General features: G+C 43.5%; 25 protein-coding genes. 13 read left to right on the forward strand and 12 right to left on the reverse strand.

What is annotated here, in order from left to right; genetic code table 11:
- Positions 1–116 precede the first annotated feature (116 nt).
- Complete coding sequence (locus tag ACT3QN_RS04165) at positions 117–755, reverse strand: carbonic anhydrase (RefSeq protein ID WP_444521168.1); 639 nt, start codon at positions 753–755, stop codon at positions 117–119.
- A 390-nt stretch (positions 756–1,145) separates the two neighbouring features.
- Between ACT3QN_RS04165 and potA the strand changes: the two genes are divergently transcribed.
- From potA to ACT3QN_RS04190, 5 genes are all read left to right on the forward strand, one after another.
- On the forward strand, positions 1,146–2,387 hold the full coding sequence (gene potA, locus ACT3QN_RS04170; RefSeq protein ID WP_444529009.1) for a spermidine/putrescine ABC transporter ATP-binding protein PotA: 1,242 nt from the start codon (positions 1,146–1,148) through the stop codon (positions 2,385–2,387).
- Complete coding sequence (gene potB, locus ACT3QN_RS04175) at positions 2,387–3,265, forward strand: spermidine/putrescine ABC transporter permease PotB (RefSeq protein WP_444529010.1); 879 nt, start codon at positions 2,387–2,389, stop codon at positions 3,263–3,265. Before potA ends, potB begins: the two co-directional genes overlap by 1 nt.
- Complete coding sequence (gene potC / locus ACT3QN_RS04180; protein WP_444529011.1) at positions 3,265–4,071, forward strand: spermidine/putrescine ABC transporter permease PotC; 807 nt, start codon at positions 3,265–3,267, stop codon at positions 4,069–4,071. Before potB ends, potC begins: the two co-directional genes overlap by 1 nt.
- 104 nt (positions 4,072–4,175) lie before the next feature.
- Positions 4,176–5,066: a LysR substrate-binding domain-containing protein gene (locus ACT3QN_RS04185; RefSeq protein ID WP_444529012.1), complete on the forward strand. Its 891-nt coding sequence runs from the start codon at positions 4,176–4,178 to the stop codon at positions 5,064–5,066.
- Positions 5,067–5,327: 261 nt separating this feature from the next.
- Positions 5,328–5,708, forward strand: a complete 381-nt coding sequence (locus ACT3QN_RS04190; RefSeq protein WP_444529013.1) for a hypothetical protein — start codon at positions 5,328–5,330, stop codon at positions 5,706–5,708.
- 177 nt (positions 5,709–5,885) lie between these two features.
- On the opposite strand, the gene crcB is transcribed toward ACT3QN_RS04190, so the two are convergent.
- The 4 genes from crcB to ACT3QN_RS04210 all read right to left on the reverse strand — a co-directional run bounded on the left by crcB (position 5,886) and on the right by ACT3QN_RS04210 (position 8,617).
- Positions 5,886–6,257 carry a fluoride efflux transporter CrcB gene (gene crcB / locus ACT3QN_RS04195; protein ID WP_444529014.1) on the reverse strand — a complete coding sequence of 124 codons (372 nt, stop codon included), beginning with the start codon at positions 6,255–6,257 and terminating at the stop codon, positions 5,886–5,888.
- Positions 6,258–6,301: 44 nt separating this feature from the next.
- Positions 6,302–7,360 (reverse strand): tRNA (adenosine(37)-N6)-threonylcarbamoyltransferase complex transferase subunit TsaD, encoded by a 1,059-nt coding sequence (tsaD, locus tag ACT3QN_RS04200; RefSeq protein WP_444529015.1) that lies wholly within the window; start codon positions 7,358–7,360, stop codon positions 6,302–6,304.
- A gap of 242 nt (positions 7,361–7,602) precedes the next feature.
- A complete protein-coding gene (locus ACT3QN_RS04205) occupies positions 7,603–8,133 on the reverse strand; it encodes a c-type cytochrome (protein WP_444529016.1) in 531 nt (176 codons plus the stop codon).
- 109 nt (positions 8,134–8,242) lie between these two features.
- Positions 8,243–8,617 carry a hypothetical protein gene (locus ACT3QN_RS04210; protein ID WP_444529017.1) on the reverse strand — a complete coding sequence of 125 codons (375 nt, stop codon included), beginning with the start codon at positions 8,615–8,617 and terminating at the stop codon, positions 8,243–8,245.
- A gap of 371 nt (positions 8,618–8,988) precedes the next feature.
- Between ACT3QN_RS04210 and rpsU the strand changes: the two genes are divergently transcribed.
- Both rpsU and ACT3QN_RS04220 read left to right on the forward strand, forming a co-directional pair.
- Positions 8,989–9,204 carry a 30S ribosomal protein S21 gene (rpsU, locus tag ACT3QN_RS04215; protein WP_010195908.1) on the forward strand — a complete coding sequence of 72 codons (216 nt, stop codon included), beginning with the start codon at positions 8,989–8,991 and terminating at the stop codon, positions 9,202–9,204.
- A 203-nt stretch (positions 9,205–9,407) separates the two neighbouring features.
- Positions 9,408–9,857: a GatB/YqeY domain-containing protein gene (locus ACT3QN_RS04220; RefSeq protein ID WP_444529018.1), complete on the forward strand. Its 450-nt coding sequence runs from the start codon at positions 9,408–9,410 to the stop codon at positions 9,855–9,857.
- A 150-nt stretch (positions 9,858–10,007) separates the two neighbouring features.
- Here the strand turns inward: ACT3QN_RS04220 and ACT3QN_RS04225 are convergent, their stop codons facing one another.
- On the reverse strand, positions 10,008–11,579 hold the full coding sequence (locus tag ACT3QN_RS04225) for a M48 family metalloprotease (protein ID WP_444529019.1): 1,572 nt from the start codon (positions 11,577–11,579) through the stop codon (positions 10,008–10,010).
- Positions 11,580–12,128: 549 nt separating this feature from the next.
- On the opposite strand from ACT3QN_RS04225, the gene ACT3QN_RS04230 reads away from it, so the two are divergent.
- The 4 genes from ACT3QN_RS04230 to thiS all read left to right on the forward strand — a co-directional run bounded on the left by ACT3QN_RS04230 (position 12,129) and on the right by thiS (position 14,415).
- The gene (locus ACT3QN_RS04230; protein ID WP_444529020.1) at positions 12,129–12,584 is read left to right on the forward strand and encodes a sulfurtransferase TusA family protein; all 456 of its coding nucleotides are present in this window, start codon (positions 12,129–12,131) and stop codon (positions 12,582–12,584) included.
- 239 nt (positions 12,585–12,823) lie between these two features.
- Positions 12,824–13,687 (forward strand): RNA polymerase sigma factor RpoH, encoded by an 864-nt coding sequence (gene rpoH, locus ACT3QN_RS04235; RefSeq protein WP_444521199.1) that lies wholly within the window; start codon positions 12,824–12,826, stop codon positions 13,685–13,687.
- A 24-nt stretch (positions 13,688–13,711) separates the two neighbouring features.
- Complete coding sequence (locus ACT3QN_RS04240) at positions 13,712–14,086, forward strand: DUF423 domain-containing protein (RefSeq protein WP_444529021.1); 375 nt, start codon at positions 13,712–13,714, stop codon at positions 14,084–14,086.
- Between the two features lie 128 nt (positions 14,087–14,214).
- Complete coding sequence (gene thiS, locus ACT3QN_RS04245) at positions 14,215–14,415, forward strand: sulfur carrier protein ThiS (protein WP_444521154.1); 201 nt, start codon at positions 14,215–14,217, stop codon at positions 14,413–14,415.
- Positions 14,416–14,621: 206 nt separating this feature from the next.
- Here thiS and hpf read toward each other — a convergent pair whose 3' ends face one another.
- A complete protein-coding gene (hpf, locus tag ACT3QN_RS04250) occupies positions 14,622–15,002 on the reverse strand; it encodes a ribosome hibernation-promoting factor, HPF/YfiA family (RefSeq protein ID WP_444529022.1) in 381 nt (126 codons plus the stop codon).
- 358 nt (positions 15,003–15,360) lie between these two features.
- On the reverse strand, positions 15,361–16,986 hold the full coding sequence (gene rpoN, locus ACT3QN_RS04255) for an RNA polymerase factor sigma-54 (RefSeq protein WP_444529023.1): 1,626 nt from the start codon (positions 16,984–16,986) through the stop codon (positions 15,361–15,363).
- A gap of 287 nt (positions 16,987–17,273) precedes the next feature.
- Between rpoN and ACT3QN_RS04260 the strand changes: the two genes are divergently transcribed.
- Complete coding sequence (locus ACT3QN_RS04260; protein WP_444529024.1) at positions 17,274–18,143, forward strand: nitrilase-related carbon-nitrogen hydrolase; 870 nt, start codon at positions 17,274–17,276, stop codon at positions 18,141–18,143.
- Positions 18,144–18,176: 33 nt separating this feature from the next.
- Here the strand turns inward: ACT3QN_RS04260 and ACT3QN_RS04265 are convergent, their stop codons facing one another.
- From ACT3QN_RS04265 to lptM, 4 genes are all read right to left on the reverse strand, one after another.
- Positions 18,177–19,199 carry a tyrosine recombinase XerC gene (locus ACT3QN_RS04265; RefSeq protein WP_444529025.1) on the reverse strand — a complete coding sequence of 341 codons (1,023 nt, stop codon included), beginning with the start codon at positions 19,197–19,199 and terminating at the stop codon, positions 18,177–18,179.
- 46 nt (positions 19,200–19,245) lie between these two features.
- A complete protein-coding gene (gene dapF, locus ACT3QN_RS04270) occupies positions 19,246–20,133 on the reverse strand; it encodes a diaminopimelate epimerase (RefSeq protein ID WP_444521149.1) in 888 nt (295 codons plus the stop codon).
- A gap of 279 nt (positions 20,134–20,412) precedes the next feature.
- Entirely contained in the window at positions 20,413–21,789 is a 1,377-nt protein-coding gene (gene lysA, locus ACT3QN_RS04275; protein WP_444529026.1) for a diaminopimelate decarboxylase, read from the reverse strand.
- Between the two features lie 212 nt (positions 21,790–22,001).
- Positions 22,002–22,316 (reverse strand): LPS translocon maturation chaperone LptM, encoded by a 315-nt coding sequence (lptM, locus tag ACT3QN_RS04280; RefSeq protein WP_444529027.1) that lies wholly within the window; start codon positions 22,314–22,316, stop codon positions 22,002–22,004.
- 809 nt (positions 22,317–23,125) lie between these two features.
- On the opposite strand from lptM, the gene ACT3QN_RS04285 reads away from it, so the two are divergent.
- Complete coding sequence (locus ACT3QN_RS04285; RefSeq protein ID WP_444529028.1) at positions 23,126–24,358, forward strand: acetate/propionate family kinase; 1,233 nt, start codon at positions 23,126–23,128, stop codon at positions 24,356–24,358.
- Positions 24,359–24,427: the final 69 nt, after the last annotated feature.

Genomic DNA, 24,427 nt, shown 5'->3' on the forward strand with positions numbered 1-24,427 from the left:
ACAATTTGCGTCGTTCTCTTATCATAATAAAAAACAGCGAAATAACTGATAGCGTTTTGTAAGAATATGAACAAGGTATGTTCTTCTCCACGCCCCGACCAGCTATCTAAAACTGCCTAGCTATCCAAAAAGCGCACCTTTCCTGTCTCTAAGTCGTACTCAGCACCGACAACAAGTAGCTGACCACTATTGGTCAGGTCTTCTAGTGCACGTGATCCATGTTTTAGCTGACTGACTGACATACGTACGTTAGCGCGAATAGAGCGATCGACCAGTGCATCCGCATCGACGTCTTGACCATTGGCAGTTGCCAGTTCGTGCAAGTTGTAAACGCTTGGGCGAATACGATCAACGATAGATTGCAAATTAGGTGAATAGTTCTGCTCAGGATTAATCAGCGTTTCAACACAAGCAGTGACAGCGCCGCAATTTGAGTGTCCAAGTACCACTACCAACTGTGTACCAAAAGCTTCAGCGGCAAATTCGATTGAGCCAATCTGTGATGGTGCAACGACGTTACCCGCCACTCGTATAACGAACAAATCGCCCAAACCCTGATCAAACACAATCTCAACGGGCACTCGTGCATCTGAGCAGCCCAAAATAATGGCCAATGGATTTTGGTCCTTGACCAACTCTGGACGACGCTGCATATATTGATCGGTACTGGTGAGGCTATCAACGTAGCGTGCATTACCTGCTTTTAAAAGCTCAAGCGCTTCTTGACCTGTGGATGGACGTATATCGGTAGGCATGAGAGATCCTTTATCATCAATAATATTAGGGTTATAAGCTGTTTTGTACAAATGTACTTAAGCACAGACTGGCTAATCATCGCCAAAATATTAGGCTAGCCATGTTTGTCAGCTATAACGTGATTGTATAGGAATAAAAACCAAAAAACGGTAAAAAAATTTGTCTAAATATCGCTGCGTGAATGCAATCACATCTAAAAATACAGCTGTCCATATCGCTGCTACGACAGTATGAGTCGCGTAATTTATAACGAACTTGCACTGACTTATATCAAGGGTTTGTTATAATACGCAGCATTCAGGCAGCATTCAGTTCATGCTTACGCTCATGCCAATCCCTTTGATGACAGTCAGCTGTATATAGATATTGGACGCTTAGGAAAAGATATTATGACCGATTTATCTCAACGTACACATAACACCTCTGCGTCATCTCATGATGATCAGGTGCTGCTGCAATTGACTGGTCTAAAAAAAACTTATGATCGAACCGAAGTTCTAAAAGACATCAATCTCGATATCAAACATGGTGAGTTTTTGACCCTACTTGGCCCATCAGGCTGCGGCAAGACGACGTTACTGCGTTTGATTGCCGGCTTTGAGCAGCCAAATGCTGGGGCAATATATTTGGACGGTGTACAGATGGCAGGGTTGCCCGCCGATAAGCGTCCAGTCAATACCGTATTTCAACAATATGCATTGTTCCCTCATATGAGCGTCGCTCAAAATGTAGCGTATGGACTAAAGCTAAAAAAAGTACCGAAAGATGAAATCCAAAGACGCGTCAGCGAGATGCTAGCGATGGTACAACTAGAGCATCTAGCCAACCGAAAGCCGCAAGACTTATCTGGCGGTCAGCAGCAGCGAGTTGCTATTGCACGCGCAGTGATTAACCGTCCTAAACTGCTGTTGCTTGATGAGCCATTATCTGCGCTCGATCATAAACTGCGCCTACAAATGCAATCTGAGCTGAAGCGCCTGCAACGTGAGCTGGGCATTACCTTTGTCTTCGTGACCCATGATCAAGAAGAAGCGCTGTCGATGTCAGATCGTATTGCCGTGATGAAAGACGGCACCTTCCAGCAAATCGGCACGCCTATCGAGATTTATGAAACCCCTGCCAACCTATTTACTGCCAAGTTTATCGGCGAGACCAATTTGTTTAGAGCTGAGGTAAAAGGTGTTTACCCAAACCAGCCAGATCGCGATGGTAAAGTGACCAACGGACGCATCGAGGTCGAAGTTTGCGAAGCACAGGCGCAAGAAGGGCCAACTACATTGCGTAACTTACGTCGTCCCAGCTTTGCCAATGACGTGCAAGTGGGCGATATCGTTAATTTATTACTGCGCCCCGAGGACTTACGAATATATGACCCAAAAGATAATGAACATAGTGGATTGATAGGCCGTGTCATCGAGAGTAACTATAAAGGCAGTACGCTGGACTCAATTATCGAATTGGCAAATGGCCATATTATTAAGGCTTCTGAGTTTTTCGATGAAGACGACCCGAGCTTTGATTACAAACTAAACGAAGGTGTCAAAGTCTCATGGGTAGATGGCTGGGAATGGGTATTGCCAGAAGACTCTAAAACTGTCTCAGACACGACTGTACAAAAGGATGGTAGCTGATGGCTCACAACCACTTAGGTAGTAAAAGTCCATTTCGTACCGTCACGCTTTGGCTAATTTGGGGTTGGCTCCTGATATTTGCGCTATTGCCAAATATATTAGTCATCGCTGTTAGTTTTTTGACCCGCGATAGCAGCGCATTCATCAGCTTACCTGTCAGCATCGACAGCTACCTACGTATGATTGATCCGTTGTATTTTGAAGTATTTGTCCATTCACTGTGGATGGCAGGTATCACTACGGTTATTTGCCTACTGCTTGGCTATCCTTTTGCATGGCTAATCTCCAAAGTAAAGGTGCGATGGCAGCCATTGTTGATGCTGCTACTAATACTGCCATTTTGGACCAATTCTTTGGTACGAACGTATGCATTAAAGCTGCTCTTTGCTAACAATGGTTTGATTAATAAATTGCTACTGGCAATTGGCGTAATCGATACTCCTATCGATATTTTATATACTCAAGGCGCGGTGATTGCAGGGCTAACTTACTTATTATTTCCGTTTATGGTACTGCCCCTATATGCAGTATTTACTGACTTGCGCAATGATATGCTGCTCGCCTCGCAAGATTTGGGGGCAACTAGAGCACAGACTTTTTGGCATGTGGTACTGCCATTAACGACACCTGGAATTATCTCTGGAGTACTGTTAGTGCTATTGCCTGCAATGGGCATGTTTTATGTGGCGGACATTTTGGGTGGTTCGCGTAACTTATTGGTCGGTAATATCATCAAAAACCAATTTTTGGATGCACGAGATTGGCCCTTTGGTGCAGCAGCAAGCGTATTATTGACACTGGCGATGGCGGTATTATTACTTGCCTACCGCGCCAGTAGCCGCCGCATTGGCAAAACCGATTTTAACGAGGTGGCCTAATGTCCTATAGCTCATCGAATAAAAAAAATCGTACGCTCAAGATTGGTAGTATCACCGCCAAAGGCTATCTCGGACTGATTTATGCTTTGTTATACCTGCCCATCATTGTTTTGGTGGTGATGTCCTTCAACAAGTCAAAGATTGGCTACAACTGGGGCGGATTTAGCTTAAAGTGGTATGAGTCACTATTTAACAATCAAGCGATGCTCGATGCGTTTTGGCACTCTATTGTCTTAGGCTTGGTGGCAGCCACTGTTTCAACTTTGATCGGCACGCTCACCGCGCTGGCGCTACACCGTTATAATTTCCGCGGCAAAGGCTTACTAAACGGGCTACTATTTGTCCTGATGATGTCGCCTGAGATTGTATTGGCTATTTCATTGCTAGCATTGTTTTTATTGATTGGTTTGCAATTGGGCTTTGTCTCACTGCTATTGGCGCACATTACTTTTTGCCTGCCTTTTGTTGTGATTACCGTCTTTGCACGATTAAGTAGTTTAGATGAGCGTTTAATGGAGGCGGCACGTGACTTGGGTGCCAATGAATCAACCATGGTGCGCACCGTATTGATTCCCGTTATCTTGCCTGCGGTCATGGCAGGTTGGTTGCTGGCTTTCACTTTATCGCTAGATGATGTAGTAGTGTCGACCTTTGTCACAGGGCCTAGCTATGAGATTTTACCGCTGCGAATTTACTCTATGGTGCGCGTAGGACTCAAGCCAGAAGTCAACGCGATTGGTACGTTATTGCTGGTTGCTTCACTAGTATTGGTCGTTATCTCACAGTTATTGTTACGTAAGCGCTAGATGTTGATTGCTTGCTAACTGATCATTGATAATGGACTATGAGTGTAAGTCAGCGCCATATCAACTATAATGAATTTTTCTCACCTTAGCGGTTAGGTACTATTATGCTTGAGCTTCGTCATCTCAATACATTAACCGCGCTACGAGCGCACGGTTCACTTGCAGCAGCGGCGGATGAGCTGCATGTTACTGCTTCCGCCGTTTCGCACCAATTAAAAGAGCTTGAGAACTATTACGACATCAGCTTGGTCAATCGCCGGACTCGCCCGCTTAGCTTTACGCCAGCAGGTAGAGTAGTATTGGCATTGGCAGACAATATCCTACCGCAAGTTACCCGTACCAAATCTAATCTTAAACGCTTAGCACACGGTCAAGCAGGTAGATTACGCCTAGCATCAGAGTGCCACAGCTGCTTTGATTGGCTTATGCCGATACTTAACCACTATCGCCGTGAATGGTCGGATGTTGAGCTAGACTTTGCCACAGGGTTTGAGCCTGAGCCGCATCATCTGCTGATGGAGGGCGATATCGATTTGCTTATTACTACCAGTGATTTACCGCTTGACGGTATCAGCTATCAGCCATTGTTTGAGTACGAGAGTCGTTTGGTGCTGTCACCAACACATGATTTAGCTGCTCAGAAATTTATTGTCCCTGATGACTTGATTAACGAGACATTAATTGCTTATCCGGTAGAAGCCAAGCGTCTCGATATCATTGCTAATTTTATGACGCCAGCACAAGTAAGCTTTGATAGTGTTCGTACAACAGAGCTAACCGCGATGCTAATTCAGCTGGTTGCTAGTGAACGCGGCGTAGCAGCATTGCCTGATTGGGTGGTTGCTGAATACGAGAAAAAAGGTTGGGTAGTATCACGACCATTGGGAAAGGGTGTGCATTGTCAGCTATATGCAGCGACGCGTACTTCAAGTCAAGATATAGCGTACATGCAGGGATTTGCCAGTTTATTGGAAGGGATTGTAAAGCCAGTTTAATATTACACTGTTTATTACATTTTTTGATTATAAAATATCGTTCGCTTTCTTACGTTACGATAGGTGTTGGGGAAAATTATGATTCCCTAGTGAGGACTTGAATCTTTAGCTGTAGCTCAAGTGATTTCAATTAACGTAAGCTCCTGTATCGCATTAGTGTACATCCGAGTGTACTTGACAACCTAGGCTTGATTGCTCTTCGAGTAGGTTATCATAGAGGCAATTTATCGCTGACTATTTAGCACATTAGAGGTCATGAGTATGTCATTTAAAGTGTTGCCACGATTTATCGAAGAATTAGGTACTGAATATACAAGTCAAGATTCTAAATACTTCTTAGGTAAAGATAAGCTTAAAGAGTTTCCAAGTGTATTAAATCATATAAATAAGCTAACCTCAGCAGAGGCTAGCTTATTTTCAAATTATATGAGAAGTGGAGAATTAGTTTATGCATGGATGGGACTTGTAAAGGATCCAATTGATAGTAAGTATAATGTTTGTACAGGTGAGTACTCGGATGGAGTTTTTTTCTGGTATGATATGCACATTTATCTAGTTCAAAAATACCGCATAGATTTGCCTAAAGAGTTTAAGGCACACATTATCTCTTTTGGAAACAATTACGCGTATTTAAAAAATTAGATCAAGGAGATTTGCAGGTATCAACTAGAAAATCAGAAAATATACTCTTAAAGTATTAACGGTATAGCCCAACGGAACCAGTTACTTCCTTCAAACCTATTAATAGACCACTTAAAATAGACTGATATCATGGAACCACTTATAACAGTTTCTTAAACGATTAATATCTATCAACGCCTACAAAACTAGCTTAAAGAAATAAAATCCAAGCGCGGTTGCCAGTAAGGTTAGTCCGACATGCAAGCCGATGAGCGCTAAGCCTGCTAGTAACCGTCCGTCATGGATAAAGCCAAACACCTCTGCACTAAACGTACTAAAGGTAGTCAATCCGCCCAGAAAACCGGTAATCACAAACACGCGTACATGATCGGATAGGTTGCTACCCATACGCTCAAACCATACTAGCGCAAGCCCTATCAGTAGTCCGCCTAGGATATTGGCGCTTAGTGTACCGAGCGGCACCCAACCATGTATAGCATTGAAACGCGATAGCCACGCTCGCATGCAAGCACCAAATGCTGCGCCCAAACCAATAGCAAGCCACTGCATAGACTGTCCTTAATTCATGTAGGCATGTTGGACCAAATGCTCAATTATACAGCTGGCAACTCTGTCATTGGCCAACGCGGAATGCAGCTAACGGCCAAATCATCAGACTGTCCTGCTTGCAAACGCTCAAAACCTGCATACGCAATCATCGCACCATTGTCAGTACATAGCGCAGGCGGTGCATAATAAACCATCGCATTTATCTTAGCCAGTTCAGCCTCTAGCGTCTCTCGCAGATGAGTATTGGCACTGACGCCACCTGCAATTACTAAGCGGCTCATATCTGCTTGCTTAAGTGCTTTGACACATTTTTTCACTAACGTATCGACCACTGCATGCTGAAAACTGGCGGCAATATCAGCACGAACCTGTGGATCGCTATCAGCGCCATTACCAGACCCTCCCGAGTGTGGCGTATCTTTAATAAGATTATGCACGGCTGTTTTCATACCGCTAAATGAAAAGTCTAGACCTCGATGTAGCATCGGTCTTGGTAGTGCATAAGCGTCGGGATTGCCAGTTTCTGCCAGTTTGGCAATATTAGGGCCACCAGGATAAGGCAAACCTAACATTTTAGCGGCTTTATCAAAGCACTCACCTGCAGCATCATCTATTGACTCACCCAATATCTCATATTGTCCAACACCATGAGCAGCAATAAGTAACGTATGTCCACCAGATACCAGTAGCGAGACAAAAGGAAAGGCTGGAGGGTTCGCATCCATCAGCGGCGCCAACAGGTGCCCTTCCATGTGATGAATACCAATCGCTGGGATATCTAAGCCATACGCCAAGCTACGACCAAATAACGCGCCTGTCATCAATGCACCAATCAGGCCAGGACCCTTAGTATAGGCAATAGCATCGATGTCACTCTTTTTCATATCGCATTGTTCTAGCAGCTCATTGAGTAACGGCACTAGCTTACGAATATGATCGCGGCTAGCAAGCTCAGGCACAACGCCACCATAAAGTGCGTGCAGCTCAATCTGAGAGTACAGCACTTGCCCAACCAAACCTTGGTTGTCGCTGTTTATTTGCTCGCTATCAAAAATCGCCAACCCCGTCTCGTCACAAGAGGTCTCTAAGCCCAATACTTTCATATTTTTGCCTTTATACTTTCATATTTTTGCTATTTTTACCGCACTTTTTATCTTACATCAATTTGAGAAATTGGGTAGCGAATACAACCAGCCTAGCACTAGTATCACAAATTCGCTTAGTACAGCTGTCATATTTTTAAAATTGGCATGACAAAAAACGTGTATAAAAAGACCGTCATTGTCAGTCACAATGACGGCCAGTTTAGCAAATTTCAATAGCTGACACGTTCTAATATACTGTATCAGCTTACCGACGCTAGCATGTAATCAACAGCCGCTTTAACTTGTGCTTCGCTGACACCATTTACCGCTTGCGCTGGCATTTTCTTAAAACCTTTCGCCGAATGCATATACAGCGTTTCTTTATCTTTGGTCAGACGAGCCGCCCAAGCCGCCGAGTCGCCATATTTTGGTGCATTGAGTAAGCCAGCAGCATGACAAACCTGACAGTTTGATTCATACAATTTGGCACCCGCATCTGCAGCCAACACTTCAGGTTCAGTAGGGGTTTCCGGTGTCGCCACCTCTTCACCTATCACATCAGCAGATTCTGTTTCTGTTTTTGGTTCTGACTCTGTTTCCGGCTCAACCGCAGGCTCAGGCATCGTATCCTCAGCTACAGTTGTTTCTTCCACAGCGGTAGCTGGTTCATTGGCTGATGCAGCCTCTTCAGTCGCTGTATTATCGCCACTACACGCACTCACGGCAAATACCACGCTCATGCCGATTGCAGACAATTTCAGTTTGTTCATATACGGTTGTATATCAATCATGGTTTTACCCTTACTTAGTCAGTCTGCAATCAGTGAATAATGCGCTATATAGGCTTAAAATACTTACGTATACTACTAATGACTGTTTAATAGCCAACTCAGCACTAGATTACTCAGCAGTGGCTGCCGTTGTATCGTCAGTAGTCGCCATATCAGCGCTATCAGTAGGAGCAGCAGCGGCATCCGCACTATCGGTAGCTGTTGCTTCTGCAGTAGCAGATTCAGTGTCAGCCGCTCCTGCTTCTGCAGTAGCTGTACCATCAGCTTCTGTACCAGCTGCATCAGCCGCTGGCATTGGTGCTGTTTCTGGGAAATCCATCTCTTCAACTGGTGGCGAATTTTTGATCGCAAGCTCAGCAGCTTCATCAACGCGATCGATTGCTAGTACTTCTTCATGCTCTTCACCGCCGCAAGCACTCACGCTCACACCTAAAGCGACGATAAGTGCCGTGCTTAATACCGTGTTAAATACTGTTTTTTTCATTCCAACATCCTCAATAAAATACACACAAAACGGTTAATAGGCTTACTATAATATGGGAATTATCATAGCATAAACTCCAATCAAACCGTTATAGACGGTAGGGATTTTTTATTGATAAAGCATTGTATATATATTGAATTCATAGATTGATAGCTAAATTCAAATTGTTATCTAATTGAATTACTTATCGGCAATAAATCCTTAAAATCATTGACTTTGTTGGTATTTTTTATTAGAATACCTGCCCTTACGCTAATGCGTGAGAATTGTCCTAGTTTGAGCTGATGCCTGTAATCTTGAGATATTACGGCTAAATACTAATACACAGCCAAACTAATGCCCTTATATCTCATCCTAATCGAGGAGTCTTCATGCCTGCAGTTAAGGTTAAAGAAAACGAACCAGTTGATATCGCTATCCGTCGTTTCAAACGTGCTTGTGAAAAAGCTGGTGTATTGTCAGACGTACGTAAGCGTGAGTTTTATGAAAAACCAACGCAAGTACGCAAGCGTAAAAAAGCTGCTGCCGTAAAGCGTTATAAAAAGAAGTTACAACGCGAAACTATTCGTACCACTCGTATGTACTAATCAGTAATCTGATTTAGCTACGTACAAGCGCTACACTAACGCCACTGTTATCAATTGATATCAGTGGCGTTTTTTATGCTACAATTTTTGTTATTACTGCTGACATAATTTTTATTAAAGCCATCATCAGCAGGTTCAATTCTATAAATTTAACAATCAACATCTACCGAATAGTATTTAATGGATCGATAAGGATAATAGCAGTGAGCCAAATTAAACAGACGTTAGCAGACAATATCAAAGTTTCCATGAAAGCTCGTGATCTTGAGCGCGTTAAAGTATTGCGCAACGTGCAGTCAGTAGTGAAACAAATCGAGATTGACCGTCAGACAGAACTTGATGATGCACAAGTACTAGAAGTTCTGCAAAAGCAGCTAAAACAGCGTCAAGAGTCACTTACGATCTTTACAGAAAACGGCCGTGATGACTTGGCTACTAAAGAGCAGTTTGAGGTTGATATCATTAACGAGTTCATGCCGCAGCAAATGAGTCAAGACGAGATTATGGCATTGGTCAATGCTGAAATCGCTGAGCAAGGTGCTACGTCTATGCGCGATATGGGCAGCGTCATGGGTGTGCTCAAAAACAAAACAGCTGGCCGTGCTGATCCTGCCTTGATTTCTAAAATGGTTAAAGACGCGCTACAAGGCTAGTTTCTGATAGATACTCTTTGATTATCAGACGATAGCGTTTGTGTGATTCATCAACAGCTAAACTGCTACCGTAAAGTTAGCTGTCTGACGTATAAACGATTGGCTGCTAAAAAACCGCCTATTTAATTAACCGTCTATTCAATTAACCGCTTAGGGCTTAAAGTCTCTGGCGGTTTTTATTGCTTTGATTTCTGCATTAATATTCGCTAGTAATGGACGCGCACTATTGGCTTGTTCCATGGTTTGCAGATCTTTCGTCAACTGTTTGGCCTGCGTCAAAGAGGTCAGCGCACTCTCATAGCGTCCATTCCATAACTGATCATAACTGCGATAGCGTAATGCATTAATCGTCGCGATATTGGCTAGTTGTGGTGACGTGGTAGTCTTAGCAAGTTTTTCGTTGGCGAGTTGCAAACTTTGCCATGCATAACGATCGCTTAAATGCTGTTCTGTTAGTGGCTTTAGCAACGCTTGAGCTTTTATCGGCTGATTACTGTTAGTCAGCGCTTCAGCCAGATAAAGGCGTAAGTCACGGCGTTCAGGGTATAGACGCTGCTGGCTTTCTAATACGTCTACGGTTTGTTGCCACTTACCCTGCTCACTTAATAGCTGACTGTGCGTAATCGACAGTAGCGGCTCCAAACTCTGACGTTGCGTACTTGATAACGCTTTTATCTCAGCCAGTATTTTATTGGCATCTGTAAAGCGCTGCTGCTCTCCATACCAATGCATTAGCGCAAGTTTGGCCCCAAGGCTGTTTTTGGCAGCCGTTGTCAGTGTGACTTCAGAGGCGTGTTTACCAGTCACTTGCACGCGCCAATATAACAAATCAAACAGTGCTTGATGGCGCTGCTGTTGGCTCAATGAGAGCGATGGATAACGCTGGGCGCGACTTTGCGATTCACTCAGTCGCTCATTACTCAACGGATGCGAGCGCACAAAGCTCGGCAAAAACTGATTTTCAACTTGGTTTAACTGACTCTGTTGATTCATCGTCGCAAAGAATCTTGGCATCGCACGAGGATCGTAACCTGCTTGAGTCATAATCTGCATACCTACTCTATCAGCCTCGCGTTCGTTACTACGGCTAAACGACATGCTGCTATTCATAGAGGCTGTTTGACTGCCCGCCATTACCGCTGCTGCTGCATCACCATCAACTGCTGAGGCAGCAATCGCGGCTAGCATACCGCCTATCTGCATCAGCAAGGCCTTTTTACGTTCGTCAACGCCACTTTCATAATGTCGCTGACTGATATGCGCAACTTCATGCGCAACGACGCTTGCCAGCTCATCCATGCTACTAGCAGCCAATATCGTGCCTGTGTTGATACCAATTACGCCACCAGGCGCTGCGAAAGCATTGATACTAGGGTTATCGAGTATGACGACGCCAAGTGGTGCTTGCTGGCGGACTTGAGCATTGAGACGCCACGTCATATTTTTTATCGTTTCCTGCACCCAAGGATCATGTTCCATTTTGACGCGGCCATTGATATTCTGTAATGACCACTCGCCAAGCATTTTGTTTTGGTATTGCTCAGCAAAGCTTAATCTCTGCCCGCGCAAATTTGGTAAATCTAGTGCTTGCGAATCTGTGACTTGCCACGAACTATCAGCAAATGGTTGCGCCTGATTATCACGACTATGCGCACCACTAGCTATGGCTAGTAGCATCACTGATAACCCTACTTTGATACTATTTGGTAAAGCTAAACTCATAAAGTGATGATTACCTTTTTGCTTAGATAACATAAGTGGCAAGTCTACGGAATTTTTGGCTATTAAAGGTTTATTGTTGCTGTCAGGTCGCTTCGTTCTATTAGCGTGGTACAAGTGCATATCCTATAAGATAATTGACGACGTCTTTTCGACTATACGAGCTTGTTTATATAAGGTCAATTCTACAATGCACTTAACTACCAATAACTTAGCCAACCGTCACGATTGCGCAACATGATTATGTAATTATTCGTCAGGTAACTATTTATTAGGTTATTAGATCAGTCTTAACCGTGTGACGCTTAGTCGGATAATTGCCAATTGTGTAATTCTTGGCCAGATGATTCTAGTGAACCGAACGCAGCGTTGATTATATTCAACTGCAACTATACATTGTCTATTTGGTATAATGAGTAACAATGATAGTAGGTCTAGATGACTGTTATAACAATCTCGTAATTTATAATTGATAGATTATGTTCTTGCTTAATATCGAAGCCTATTGCCAATACTACCAATTAAACTATAGATATCTACAAGGTTTAAGTTATGTCCGCTGATAGTGAACCAGTCATCGAACGTGTATCGCATTTTATCCGACTATCAGCGAACTTGCCTGATACACAGCAGAACGATATTGCTAGTTTACTAAAGCTGCTACCGACTAAAAGTCACGAAACAGATAGTGTAAACGCAGAGCCGTCTGAACTAAATATAAAAAACTTTGTTGATGGACGCGGTCTTGCATGCCCGATGCCACTGTTAAAAACCAAAGTCGCACTACGTGATGTAGTAGCTGGTGAGTCGTTATATGTGGTTGCAACCGACCCTAATTCGCAAGCTGATATTGCAGCGTTTTGTAGACAAAGCCGACAATCACAGACGGCAGACTGTTTGGATTTGATGATTAATGAAGTTACTGACCACTCGTCAGGTGATAGCAAATCATTACAGCGTTTCGCTACAATATATCACTTCATCATTACCAAAACTGATAGCAACTAAGCGCTGCTATCCTTTACAATTAAATCATAAAGATTTTATCTGACTATTTGCTTAACTATTTAACCAAGGTCAAGAATATGGCTAATAATTCTACTGATGCTGTGAATACAAATACAAAAGATGACGCAGCTCCTATAAAAAACGATGCACGCGATGCTGCATTAAAAGTCGCAGCCCAGCGACCACCTTATGATGCGAGTACATTAGGTAATACCAGTACGCGCGACCTAGTACCTGCTATGCCAACTCATCTGTCAGCACCAGGGGTTAACCTAGGCGCGTATATCAATACTGTCCATCAAATTCCTATTTTGACAACAGTACAGGAACAAGAGCTAGCGCATCGCTACTATGATGAGGGTGATGTTGAAGCTGCTCGCCTATTGGTGATGTCGCATCTGCGTTTTGTGATTCATATTGCACGTAGCTATTCAGGTTACGGATTGCCACAAGCAGATTTAATCCAAGAAGGTAACTTAGGATTGATGAAAGCGGTCAAACGCTTTGACCCAAATAAAGGCGTACGCTTAGTGTCATTTGCTGTACATTGGATCAAAGCTGAAATTCATGAGTTCGTGATTCGTAACTGGCGTATTGTCAAGGTTGCAACTACCAAGGCTCATCGTAAATTGTTCTTTAACTTACGCAGCCTCAAGAAGACCAACAACCAGCTGACACTAGAAGAAGCAGATGCTATCGCTAATGACTTAAATGTCACGCGCAAACAAGTGTTAGAGATGGAATCACGTCTAACATCTTATGATGCTTCGTTTGAAGCGCAGTCGAGCGACGATGATGATGGTCGCTACGCCCCTCAGCTATTTTTGGAAGATGGTATCGATCCAGCTGAGCAATTAGAAGAAGAGGATTGGGAAGAAAACAACTCATCGGCACTCATCGCTGCTATGGGCACTTTAGATGATCGTTCACGCGATATCGTCGAACAGCGCTGGCTCTCTGAGCAAAAATCCACCTTGCATGAATTAGCAGCAGTTTACTCTATCTCAGCTGAGCGTGTCCGTCAGATTGAAAAAAATGCCATGGACAAGATTCGTGATGCCATGACCATCGATAGTGTAATTTTGCCAGATGATATTCAGTAGCCTCAAAATAGTACGAGTTGTGCCATGTTAAATTGGATCGGTATTGCAGCAGTTAATATGGCTATCGCCGTGGCCCTAGGTGCGTTTGGTGCACACGGTCTAGAGGGTCGTGTCAGCATCCAACAGCTCGAATGGTGGCATACGGCAACGCTGTATCTGTTTGTACACGCGCTTGGACTATTATTTGTCGGTTTACTAATTCGTTTAGAACATATTGCTCAGACGACAGCATGGTTGTTGCAAATTGGCATTATTATTTTTGCTGGTAGCTTGTATGCGATGACGCTTGGTGCACCGCGTTGGTTCGGTGCGATTACGCCTATTGGTGGCATTCTTATGATTGTAGGCTGGCTATGGCTTGCCGTTTCTGCATTTCGACTAAAAGATTCAGCTAGCTGAGCTGTTCAGAATTTATTATTGTTTTTAGCCCTTAGTCTTAGTTAGCTATAAAATAAGTATTATTAGTCAAAAGATACGTAGCAAATAATAGATAAACAGGAACTTTAAAATATTAGGGAGTATTTAATATGAGCACTATCAGTGTCAATGGTAAGAGCTTACAAACCACCCATCAAACTGTGCAGCTAGTTATTAATGAACTTGGGCTTAGTCAAGGCCGTTATGCTGTAGAAGTAGATGGTGAGTTGATGCCAAAAAGTGAACTTGCTCAATTACGTGTGGTAGAAGGTATGGATATCGAAGTAGTACAAGCTGTTGGTGGTGGTTAATAGTATTTAGATAATTAAATTTAAGCAAACGGCAACCCTCTACTCATTTACATTCCTTAATACTAAAAAAGACCTCAACGCATCACACGTTAGAGGTCTTTTTTATGTCAATTACAAACTAATGCAGCAGCTACTTATAAATTTTTTATTCTCTTAGTCTACTTTCACTAGATTGTAACGATAACGTTCAAAGTTTAAAACTTGAACTATGCAGCTGGTACTGCTTCTGCAGGGGTTAGATCCTGATAGCGACTATCACGTCCTGCACCCTGAGTCTTTTTGCGCTCTTGACGGGTTTTGTACTTACGTACTTGTCTATCTAGCTTGTCTGCCATCTCGTTAATGGCTTTGTACATATCATCTTCAGACGCTTGGACAAACATCTCTTGACCCGAGACACGCATAATCGCTTCAGCTTTATGGCTTTTTTTACCGCCGTCACTAGCACCGCTGTTGTCTAACGATAAAATCACTTGAATACTTTGTATCTGATCAAAGTGACGCTCTACTTTTTCAAGCTTTTCGCGTACTGCTGTGTCCATAGCTTCGGTAACGCTGATATGATGACCACTGATAGAAACATTCATATTGTTGTCCTTTTATTCATGACTTACAATCAACAGATGAGGTAGCATTCTTGCTCTTGTCATCCTGCCTTACCATCAACTATGCCGATGCCTATAGTAATGTGTCGACGTATTCCTTTATCGTCTCCTTTGTTAGTTGTGAATGAATACTACAAATCGGCACTTGGTTTTTGTTGTTGGTATGACTCTAATTTGTCATGAAAGTCGTCCAGTAGCAAGCCATTTAATTGTAATTAAGTGTAACAAAAACTGTTGTTTCTTTTAGGTTTCTATATAATCAAAAAATTTTATTTTTTATATCTCACTTATATCGTATAGACAGATCGTCATTAGCGTTATAAAAAATCGTCTTATATAGTTAGTATTTCTGTTTGCGCTGAGTAGACGAGCCAATATTCATCGCCTCACGATATTTGGCGACAGTCCTTCTGGCTATATCGATACCATCTGTTAACAGCTCATCTTTGATACGACTGTCTGATAAGGGTTTTTTAGGATCTTCATCAGCGACAAGTTTTTTAATCATGGCACTGATAGCAGTCGACGAGATATCTCCATCCGCACCACTCACGTGAGATGAGAAGAAGTGTTTCAAAGAAAATAGCCCTTGCGGCGTCAAGATGGTTTTGCTAGTGGTAAGGCGTGAGACCGTAGATTCATGTAGATCAACTTCTTCAGCAATTGCTTTTAATATTAAAGGTTGCATGGCTGTTGCACCATGCTGCAGGAATTCTTGCTGATAACGTACGATGCTGGTCGCTACTTTTAATAGGTTTTGATTACGCTCTTCGATACTACGAATAAACAGCCTAGCATCGGTAAGATTTTCTCGCAGATATTGATTGTCAGGGCTATCATCACCGCGCTTGACTAAGTTGGCATATTCTTGGTTTACGCGTAGTTTTGGCAAAGTATCTGGATTGAGACGCACATACCAGCCATCTTCTACTGCTTCAGAGTTGCTTGTCGTCTTATTTTTTCTGACAGGTGTGACTAAAACATCAGGAATGTCGTAGCTTTCAGGTGGCTGGGCATAGTCGGGCTGGCTTGACTGAAACAGTAGCCCTGGTGACGCGTTTAAGGTACGTAGTAGCGTTAGAGCAGGTGTAATGTATTCTGGTGCAAGCCCTGTGCGTTCTGTTAGTGCTTTAATATTGTTGCTGACTAAATGCTCGCTTGCTGATAGCAACGCTTGGGCTTCTTGTAGGTATTCGGTGTGAGTATCTAGCTTTGATAGCTGAATCGATAAGCACTCACTTAGATGACGCGCCCCTACACCAACTGGATCACAGGACTGAATAATACGTAATACTGCTAAAACTTCTTCTTTCTCAACGCGCTCATCCCATTGATAGAAATTTGCCATCGTATCAAAGCTCTGCAGCAGCTCATCTATGTCGATTCGAATGAAGCCCATATCATCCATGGAATCTATCAAATACTCTGCAATCAACGTATCAGCTTCTGAGAGGCGTTTAAAGTTCAGCTGCCAACGCACATGATCTTGAATGGTAGACGAAGTACCACCTTGATCACTATCAAAATCTTCAGCCACTCTACTATTACCAGTTCCTGTTGCAGCAGAAGCATAGTTACCCGTATCAAAGCTATCAGTATTGAAACTGCTGTAGCCATCCATATCTATCGCACTATCATCGATATTAGACTGCTGAAGCTTATCTAAACTGTCACCACTATACTCTGCACTGGTATCCGGCGCTGAGTCAAACGAGTCAGTACTGCTACTTTGATTCCAGCTATCTAGCGTTAATGACTCACTCCATTCCTCTGCTTCATCATTACCATTATCGTATTCGTCATCGTTTTCAATACGTTCAAGCAATGGATTACTATCCAGCTTTGCCTGAACCTCTTGTGCAAGCTCAAGACTAGAGAGCTGCAGCAATTTTATGGCTTGCTGCATCTGCGGGGTTAGCTTTTGTGAGTTGCTCAGCGTGGTCGCCAATCCGAACGACATACTCATGGGCGGCTTATTGCACTCCGACTTTGGTGATATTTTGTTTATTCTGTCATTTAAGGTAACGACTTAAATCTTAACAGGACATGACGATAGCATTTTTTGTCACAATTTTGCTATGATAATTTATGTTCTGTCCGGATACGTTTGATTAGTTATCTACAGCGGACTACTATCTTAATAAGTATAACCAATCTATAAACACGAGCAGTCTCTTCATTTCCACGTAAATATTATAATAAATAAGCGACGATGAATGGGCAACACAGCTCACACCCAATAGGAATATTTTCATGAATCCAAACAACCATCAACTTAATGTCGCTGCTATTCAAATGAATAGTCAGCAGAATGTTGAGAATAATTTATCAGATATCCAAGCCGCCATTACAGACGCACAAGCTCAAGGGGCTGAGCTCGTTGTATTACCTGAGAACTGCTGTAGCATGGGTCAGCAATCCGCTACTGCCGAGCGTTTTGATGACTTATCAGCGACGATAGCAGACTACGCACGCACTGCCGGTATACATGTACTAGTAGGCTCGTTACCCTGTCATTATCGCCCTGATGGTACTGTCGTTCCTGACGGTAGATTACGCCAAGTGAGTCAGCTGTTTGCACCAGACGGTACACGTGTTGCTCGTTATGACAAGATTCATCTGTTTACTGCAACTGTAGCTGATAAGCATGGCAGCTATAACGAAGCGGCTACTTTTGAGCCGGGTACGCAGACTGTCATTGCGCCACTAGCAGTAGATAATGCAGTCTATCACCTCGGCATGATGGTATGTTTCGATTTGCGTTTCCCAGCATTGGCGCAGCGTCTGCGACAAGCCGGTGCTGAACTATTGAGTGCACCCTCTGCCTTTACTTACTTGACAGGACAAGCACACTGGTCACTGCTGTTACAGGCTCGCGCGCTAGATAGTCAATGCATGGTCATTGGCGCGGCACAAGGTGGCGATCATCTATACAAAGATGGTAGCACGCGCCAGACATGGGGACATGCAGCCATTACAGCATTTGACAGTAGTATTATCGCAAGCTATGACGATAGTGAACTGGATAAACAATATGCCATCGTCATGGCTTCATTAGACAAGCAAGCGCAAGAGCAAGGCCGCCAAAAACTACCTATTTTTGATTGCCATCGTTTGGCGTAGATGATGGAATACAATGGATGTAATGCCTAAGTGCTAGGGCGAGTCTTCATTTTGAGCAAGAGATGCTCGTGGATGGGCGCGATCATAAACCTGCGTTAATTTTGCAAAGTCAACGTGGGTATAAATTTGCGTGGTACTAATATCGCTATGTCCGAGCATCTCTTGCACGGCGCGCAAATCGCCGCTGCCAGACAACATGTGTGATGCAAAACAATGACGCAACAAATGTGGATACATATTCTGTGCAATACCTGCGCGAGTAGCAGCAACTTTCAAGCGCTGCTGCACTGCCCGTGTTGATAGTCTGGTACCTAGCTTCTCACTGATAAATAATGCATCATCCATCTGCTCTACCCACAGGTTACGATGTGGTAGATAGTGTCTAATCGCTGCTGCTGCCTTTATCCCCAATGGCACTAGACGTGTTTTATTTCCTTTACCTGTAACTCGTACCCGTAAGTCAGACAAATCTATATCTGCTATATCGAGTGCGACCAACTCGCCAACACGCAAGCCGCTACTGTAAAGCAATTCAAACATAGCTTTGTCACGTAACCATAGGCGCGCTTGCTCTGGTATATCAGGAATCTCTTGATCGAGTAGTTGAGTCAGTAAATCGACATCAGCGATAGAAGGTAACGGTCTAGGACTACGCTTGAGCTGATAGCCAGTGGTTGGGTTGATACGTGCTAGTTCTTCTTCAATCATCCAGCCATAAAAATGCCGAATCGCAGACAGCTCTTGCTGAACACTGGCAAGCGCTAGCTTATCTTCATCAAGGCGTTGACTGATATGTTGAGCAAGTTGACGTTTATCACAGCGTGTCCACGTTAGACGCTTCCCACGTAAAAATAACGCCAGTTGATTCAAACCAGCGAAATAAGCGATCAAAGTATGCGATGAATGATTGCGCATAGACAGCGTATTGAGCCAACGATTCACAGGTGCGAGTAGCTCTTGTAATGCAGCATCGGACTCTATAGTGGTGGCCAGCTCAGTAGATAGCCAAGGTAATGAACTAGCCGACTGGCTTTCTTTATTAGCAGACATAACCATATTAGAACCATCCTTGGCAGTTATACCATTGACCTAGCAACAGGTATTAGCCTTCAGCATTAGGCTTGAGACCCGCTTGTGCCATCAGGCCATCTGGACTAAACACGCCTTCATAAACGAAAGCGGTCGGGCCTGTCATCGTGACCGAATAGCCTGGCTGCCACTTGATAATCATGCTGCCACCATATAGCTGCGCGCGGACCTCTTCACCCTCATCAAGCCAACCTTCACGTATACCAACGGCCACTGCTGCGCAAGCGCCCGTACCGCAAGCTTGTGTCTCACCTACACCGCGCTCGTACACACGTAGACGAATGTGACGCTGATTCATCACTTGCATAAAGCCCACATTGACGCGGTCTGGGAATGCAGGATGCGATTCGATTGCCTTGCCTAGAGTCTCAACTTCTGCATCAAGTACGTCATCGACTCTTATTACAGCGTGCGGGTTGCCCATATTGGCAACATATAGCTGTACAGGCGTACCATTTACATCGAGATGATAAGTGTTTTGGATTTTGGTCGTCGCTCTTGGGCTAAATGGAATCTCATCTGGCTCGAACTTAGGCTTGCCCATATCGACATCTACCCAACCGTAGCGATCAGTGGTTAGAGAGATGATACCGCTAGCTGTCTCAACGCGTAGACGCTGCTTGAATGATAGTTTACGTGCTTGTACAAAACGCGCAAAACAGCGTGCGCCATTGCCGCACTGTTCGACTTCGGTGCCATCAGTATTAAAAATACGGTAACTGAAGTCGACATCAGGGCGCATAGGCGGCTCGACCACGAGCAATTGATCAAAACCAATACCTAGGTGGCGATCGCCCAATAACTGCACCAAATCCTTGGTCAAATCGAGGCGTTGGGTCACTAAATCAATGACCATGAAATCATTACCCAACCCATGCATTTTAGTAAACTCTATTAGCATATCTTTGATGTCCTATCCTATTTTTATGTATGCCTTATATTAGCACGCTGTCAGATACAATCATAATTATCACCACCATCAAATATCGAGTTATATGTATATCTTATAACTAACCTGCTTGCTTGGTATTGGGCTTCGCATTAGACACAAAAAAACCCACTGTTATCGTCACAGTGGGTTTTCTCTCGTCAACACAGCTATAATCAAAAACGAGCTCATCAAAATAGTCATTAAATATAGCTGTCGATGACTATAACAACATTAATACTGCCTATAATGTTATTTATCCTGCCACAACGTTTCATCTGCATATAACGCTTCAATCGTTTCGCGCTTGCGAATAAGTTGATGGCTATCACCTGACACCATGACTTCGCTAGCACGCGGGCGTGAATTGTAGTTGCTGCTCATAGTAAAGCCATAAGCACCTGCACCAGTAATAGCCAATACATCGCCTGTGGTCAATGATAACAAACGATCTTTTGCCAAGAAATCACCCGTTTCACAAATCGCGCCAACGATATCCCACGGCTGCGTACCATCTGTATCGATACCAGCACTAGGTGATACACTTGGAATCACTGCCATTTCAGCTTGGTATAAAGCAGGACGAATCAAGTCATTCATAGCGGCATCAACGATAGCAAAGTTTTTATGCTCAGTCGGCTTGAGTACGTCCACTTGGGTCAACAGCACGCCAGCATTGGCAACGATACTACGACCTGGCTCAAAGAACACAGTCAAACCAAGTTCGCTAAGCTTCGGCAATAATGCTTGGGCAAACTCATCGATAGACACAGGCGTCTCATCAATATAGCGCACACCTAAGCCGCCGCCCAAATCGATATGCTGTAACTCAATGCCAGCATATCGCAAGCTATGTATCAGCTCAATAACTTTATCTAATGCTGCAACAAATGGCTCTACCTCTGTCAACTGCGAACCGATATGACAATCAATACCAACGATGTTGATATGTGATAGGTCAGCCGCTTGCTGATAGACCGCTAGTGCGTCTTCGTGAGTGATACCAAACTTGTTGTCTTTAAGACCAGTCGAGATATATGGATGGGTTTTAGCATCGACGTTAGGATTGACGCGTAATGAGATTGGCGCAGGCTTATCAAGTAACTTTGCGACTTCATTGATCAAAGTCAGCTCGCTGATAGACTCGACGTTAAAACAGCCGATACCTTGAGTCAACGCATATTCGATATCACTGTACGTTTTGCCAACACCTGAAAATACCACGCGTGCTGCTGCGCCACCTGCTGCCAACACGCGCATCAGCTCACCGCGAGAGACAATATCAAACCCGGCACCTGCCTGCGCTAAGACACCAAGCACAGCAAGATTAGAGTTTGCTTTTACGGCATAGCATACCTGATGATTCAGACTGGCAAAACTATCAGTATAGGCTTGATAAATGTCTAATATTGCCTGCTTTGAATACACGTAGCATGGTGTACCATATTGTTTCGCCAACTCATCAATACTAACCTGCTCCATATACAGCGCATCGTCGCGATAGCTTAGCGCTGGCAAGTGAGCAGTCAACGCTTTAGGGTTCACATACAGCCCTTGCTCAGTTTGGGTCGTAACAGATTCACCAGTGGTAGAATCGCTCAAGTCAGCAGGTAATTCAGAAAGACTCATATAAACATCTCTAATATAATCAGATTATCAAGGGTGGAAATAAAATAACAGTGGAGATAGGGTTTGGCTAGAAAAACTATTTAACCCATTCAGTAGTAAAAAATCGACAGTTAGTTAAACCGTTGATTAAACAGTTTAACTAAGAAGCACTTAACCGCTATCTATTAGCTCAGTTTAGCTATTATTAGCTTAGCAATTACTGGCTTAAGCAATTAGTAGTCGTTAGGGTCAGTACTAGGTTCAGGTAGCACCATCTGCTCTTCTAGATAGCGAGTTTTTTGGTAGTTATCATCATCGATGCCCGCAAAGGCGGCATCTTGTGGATGACTAGTACTATCCAGTACAGACGTATTGTCTTCTATCGTTTGGCTACTGGAGTCTGCCAGATACAGATCGCCTTTTTGCCCGCAGCCTGACAATCCTACAATAATCGCACTACCTATAAACAAAGTAGCGACAATCTGACAACTGGTACGAACGAATGAGCTAGCATGGTTAGCTGCTGATGGGCGGTGTGTAGTAGACATATAATAGATAACCTATGAGCTTACAACGGCATAATGGCGATAGTAAATCGTGATAAATAAAAACCAAACAAATGGTCAAATCCACAGCTACCGTGCTGACGTTATGACCATTTTAATCATAGCATTATTACATAAAGCTGTACGGATACTGAATATGATTGGTGAATAAATTTGCGTGATGTTGGATATTTTCTAAAACATCATTCGAATTTTTATAGTAATATCGTTTGCAGGTTTAGAGATGAATGCATGACATCGGGATGTCTTGACAATATTTCTTACAATTTTATCTGTAATAGTACTGCACGACCATCTATTCAACTCATCCCTTAACATACCTACAACCTACTGATTACAATTAGTTTATCTCTCTTTTAGCCCTTTATTAATCACACACTTTAAACCTTACCCCTATCATGGTGTAGAAACAAAAGTGTGTTACATTATATTCCCAGTTTGCGGCGGCAATAGGATGCTAGCCTGAAATGTATACGCATTAATTCATAAGCATGGATGCATAGCAATGTCAGAAATAGTAACCCCAATATAAATAGAATCAGCAACATCCTTGCTTGATATGCTCAGCATGGATATGGCTGACTTTTATTTATCTAACGGTTATCAGCCTCATCAATTCCATATAGTAATAACATTTTATCTCAGCTGTGACTGTTCACTGCAGCACTTGAGATATCAGCGATGTAGAACTTGATGATCGTAAAACAGGACGTGGCAATAGACGTCTTTTTTATATCAAGCAAACGATATAATTGATTTGCCCTTTATAAAAACCAATCTAAGGATAGAGTATGAGCGCCAACCTAAGTAACACTTTTGATGATAAGAACAGTGAAACATCAACCCTAACCAACCCCACTTTAGTTCTCAACTGCGGTTCGTCTTCTATCAAATACGCGTTGATTAGTGACGACAACTTTACTCGTATCACTGGTCTTGCCGAAAACTTAGGACTCGATACCGCCCGTATCAAACACACGACATTAAATGGTGAGAAGTTAGAAATCCCTATCTCAGGTGGTCGTCATCAGTTAGCACTACAAAAAATTCTTGAGCTATTAGAACAGTATCATTTTATCGCAGTTGGTCATCGCGTGGTTCATGGTGGCCGTGAGTACTCTGAAGCGGTTCGTGTTGATGAACACGTACTGGACGAAGTAAAACGCTTAAAAATACTCGCACCTCTACACAACCCTGCCCATGCTTTAGGCATCGAAGCGGTACAAGCGATTTATCCTGATATCCCTCAAGTTGTCGTCTTTGATACGGCTTTCCACCAAACCATGCCTCCTGTTGCTTTCCGCTATCCAATACCAAAGGCCTTGTACGAAGAACACAGAATTCGCCGTTATGGATTTCATGGTACGTCTCATGCCTATGTCTCAGAGCGCGCCAGTGAAATCACTGAGGCAAAAGGGCCTCATGGCTGGCTAACAGCCCATCTGGGTAATGGCTGCTCAGCAACTGCTATTTATGACGGTAAGAGTCTCGATACCAGTATGGGTCTAACCCCGCTTGAGGGACTCATGATGGGTACACGTAGTGGCGATGTTGACCCAAGCCTTCACATCCACTTAAAACGCCAGCTTGGTATGAGCTTGGAAGAAGTGGATACCATGCTCAATAGTGAAAGCGGTCTATTGGGTATCTCAGGATTGTCTAACGACCTGCGTACGGTCGAACAAGCAGCAAACGAAGGTCATGCAGATGCCAAGCTCGCTATCGAGATGTTCTGTTACCGCGTCGGTAAATATCTTGCCAGCTTAAGCTGCGCACTGCCAGAATTTACTGGCATTATCTTTACGGGAGGTATCGGTGAAAACTCAGTCACTACTCGTACCAGTATCTTAGAAGTGATGCGTCATTTCGGTATCAAAGTAAACGCTGATAAGAATGCAAGCTTGTTTGGTGGTGGCGAAGGCAGTTTCCACGCAGACGATAGCAGCATCGAGCTATGGGTGGTACCAACCGACGAAGAGTGCCGCATTGCCCAAGAAACTCGTGACGCATTAAAATTAGTATAAGCCTATCGACTATCATGCCTTGCGCTTATCTTCTAGACGCTTATAAAGCGTTTGGAAGGTATAAAGTGA

This window comes from Psychrobacter sp. AOP7-C1-14 (assembly GCF_052376135.1).
In the GTDB taxonomy this organism is placed as follows: Bacteria; Pseudomonadota; Gammaproteobacteria; order Pseudomonadales; family Moraxellaceae; genus Psychrobacter.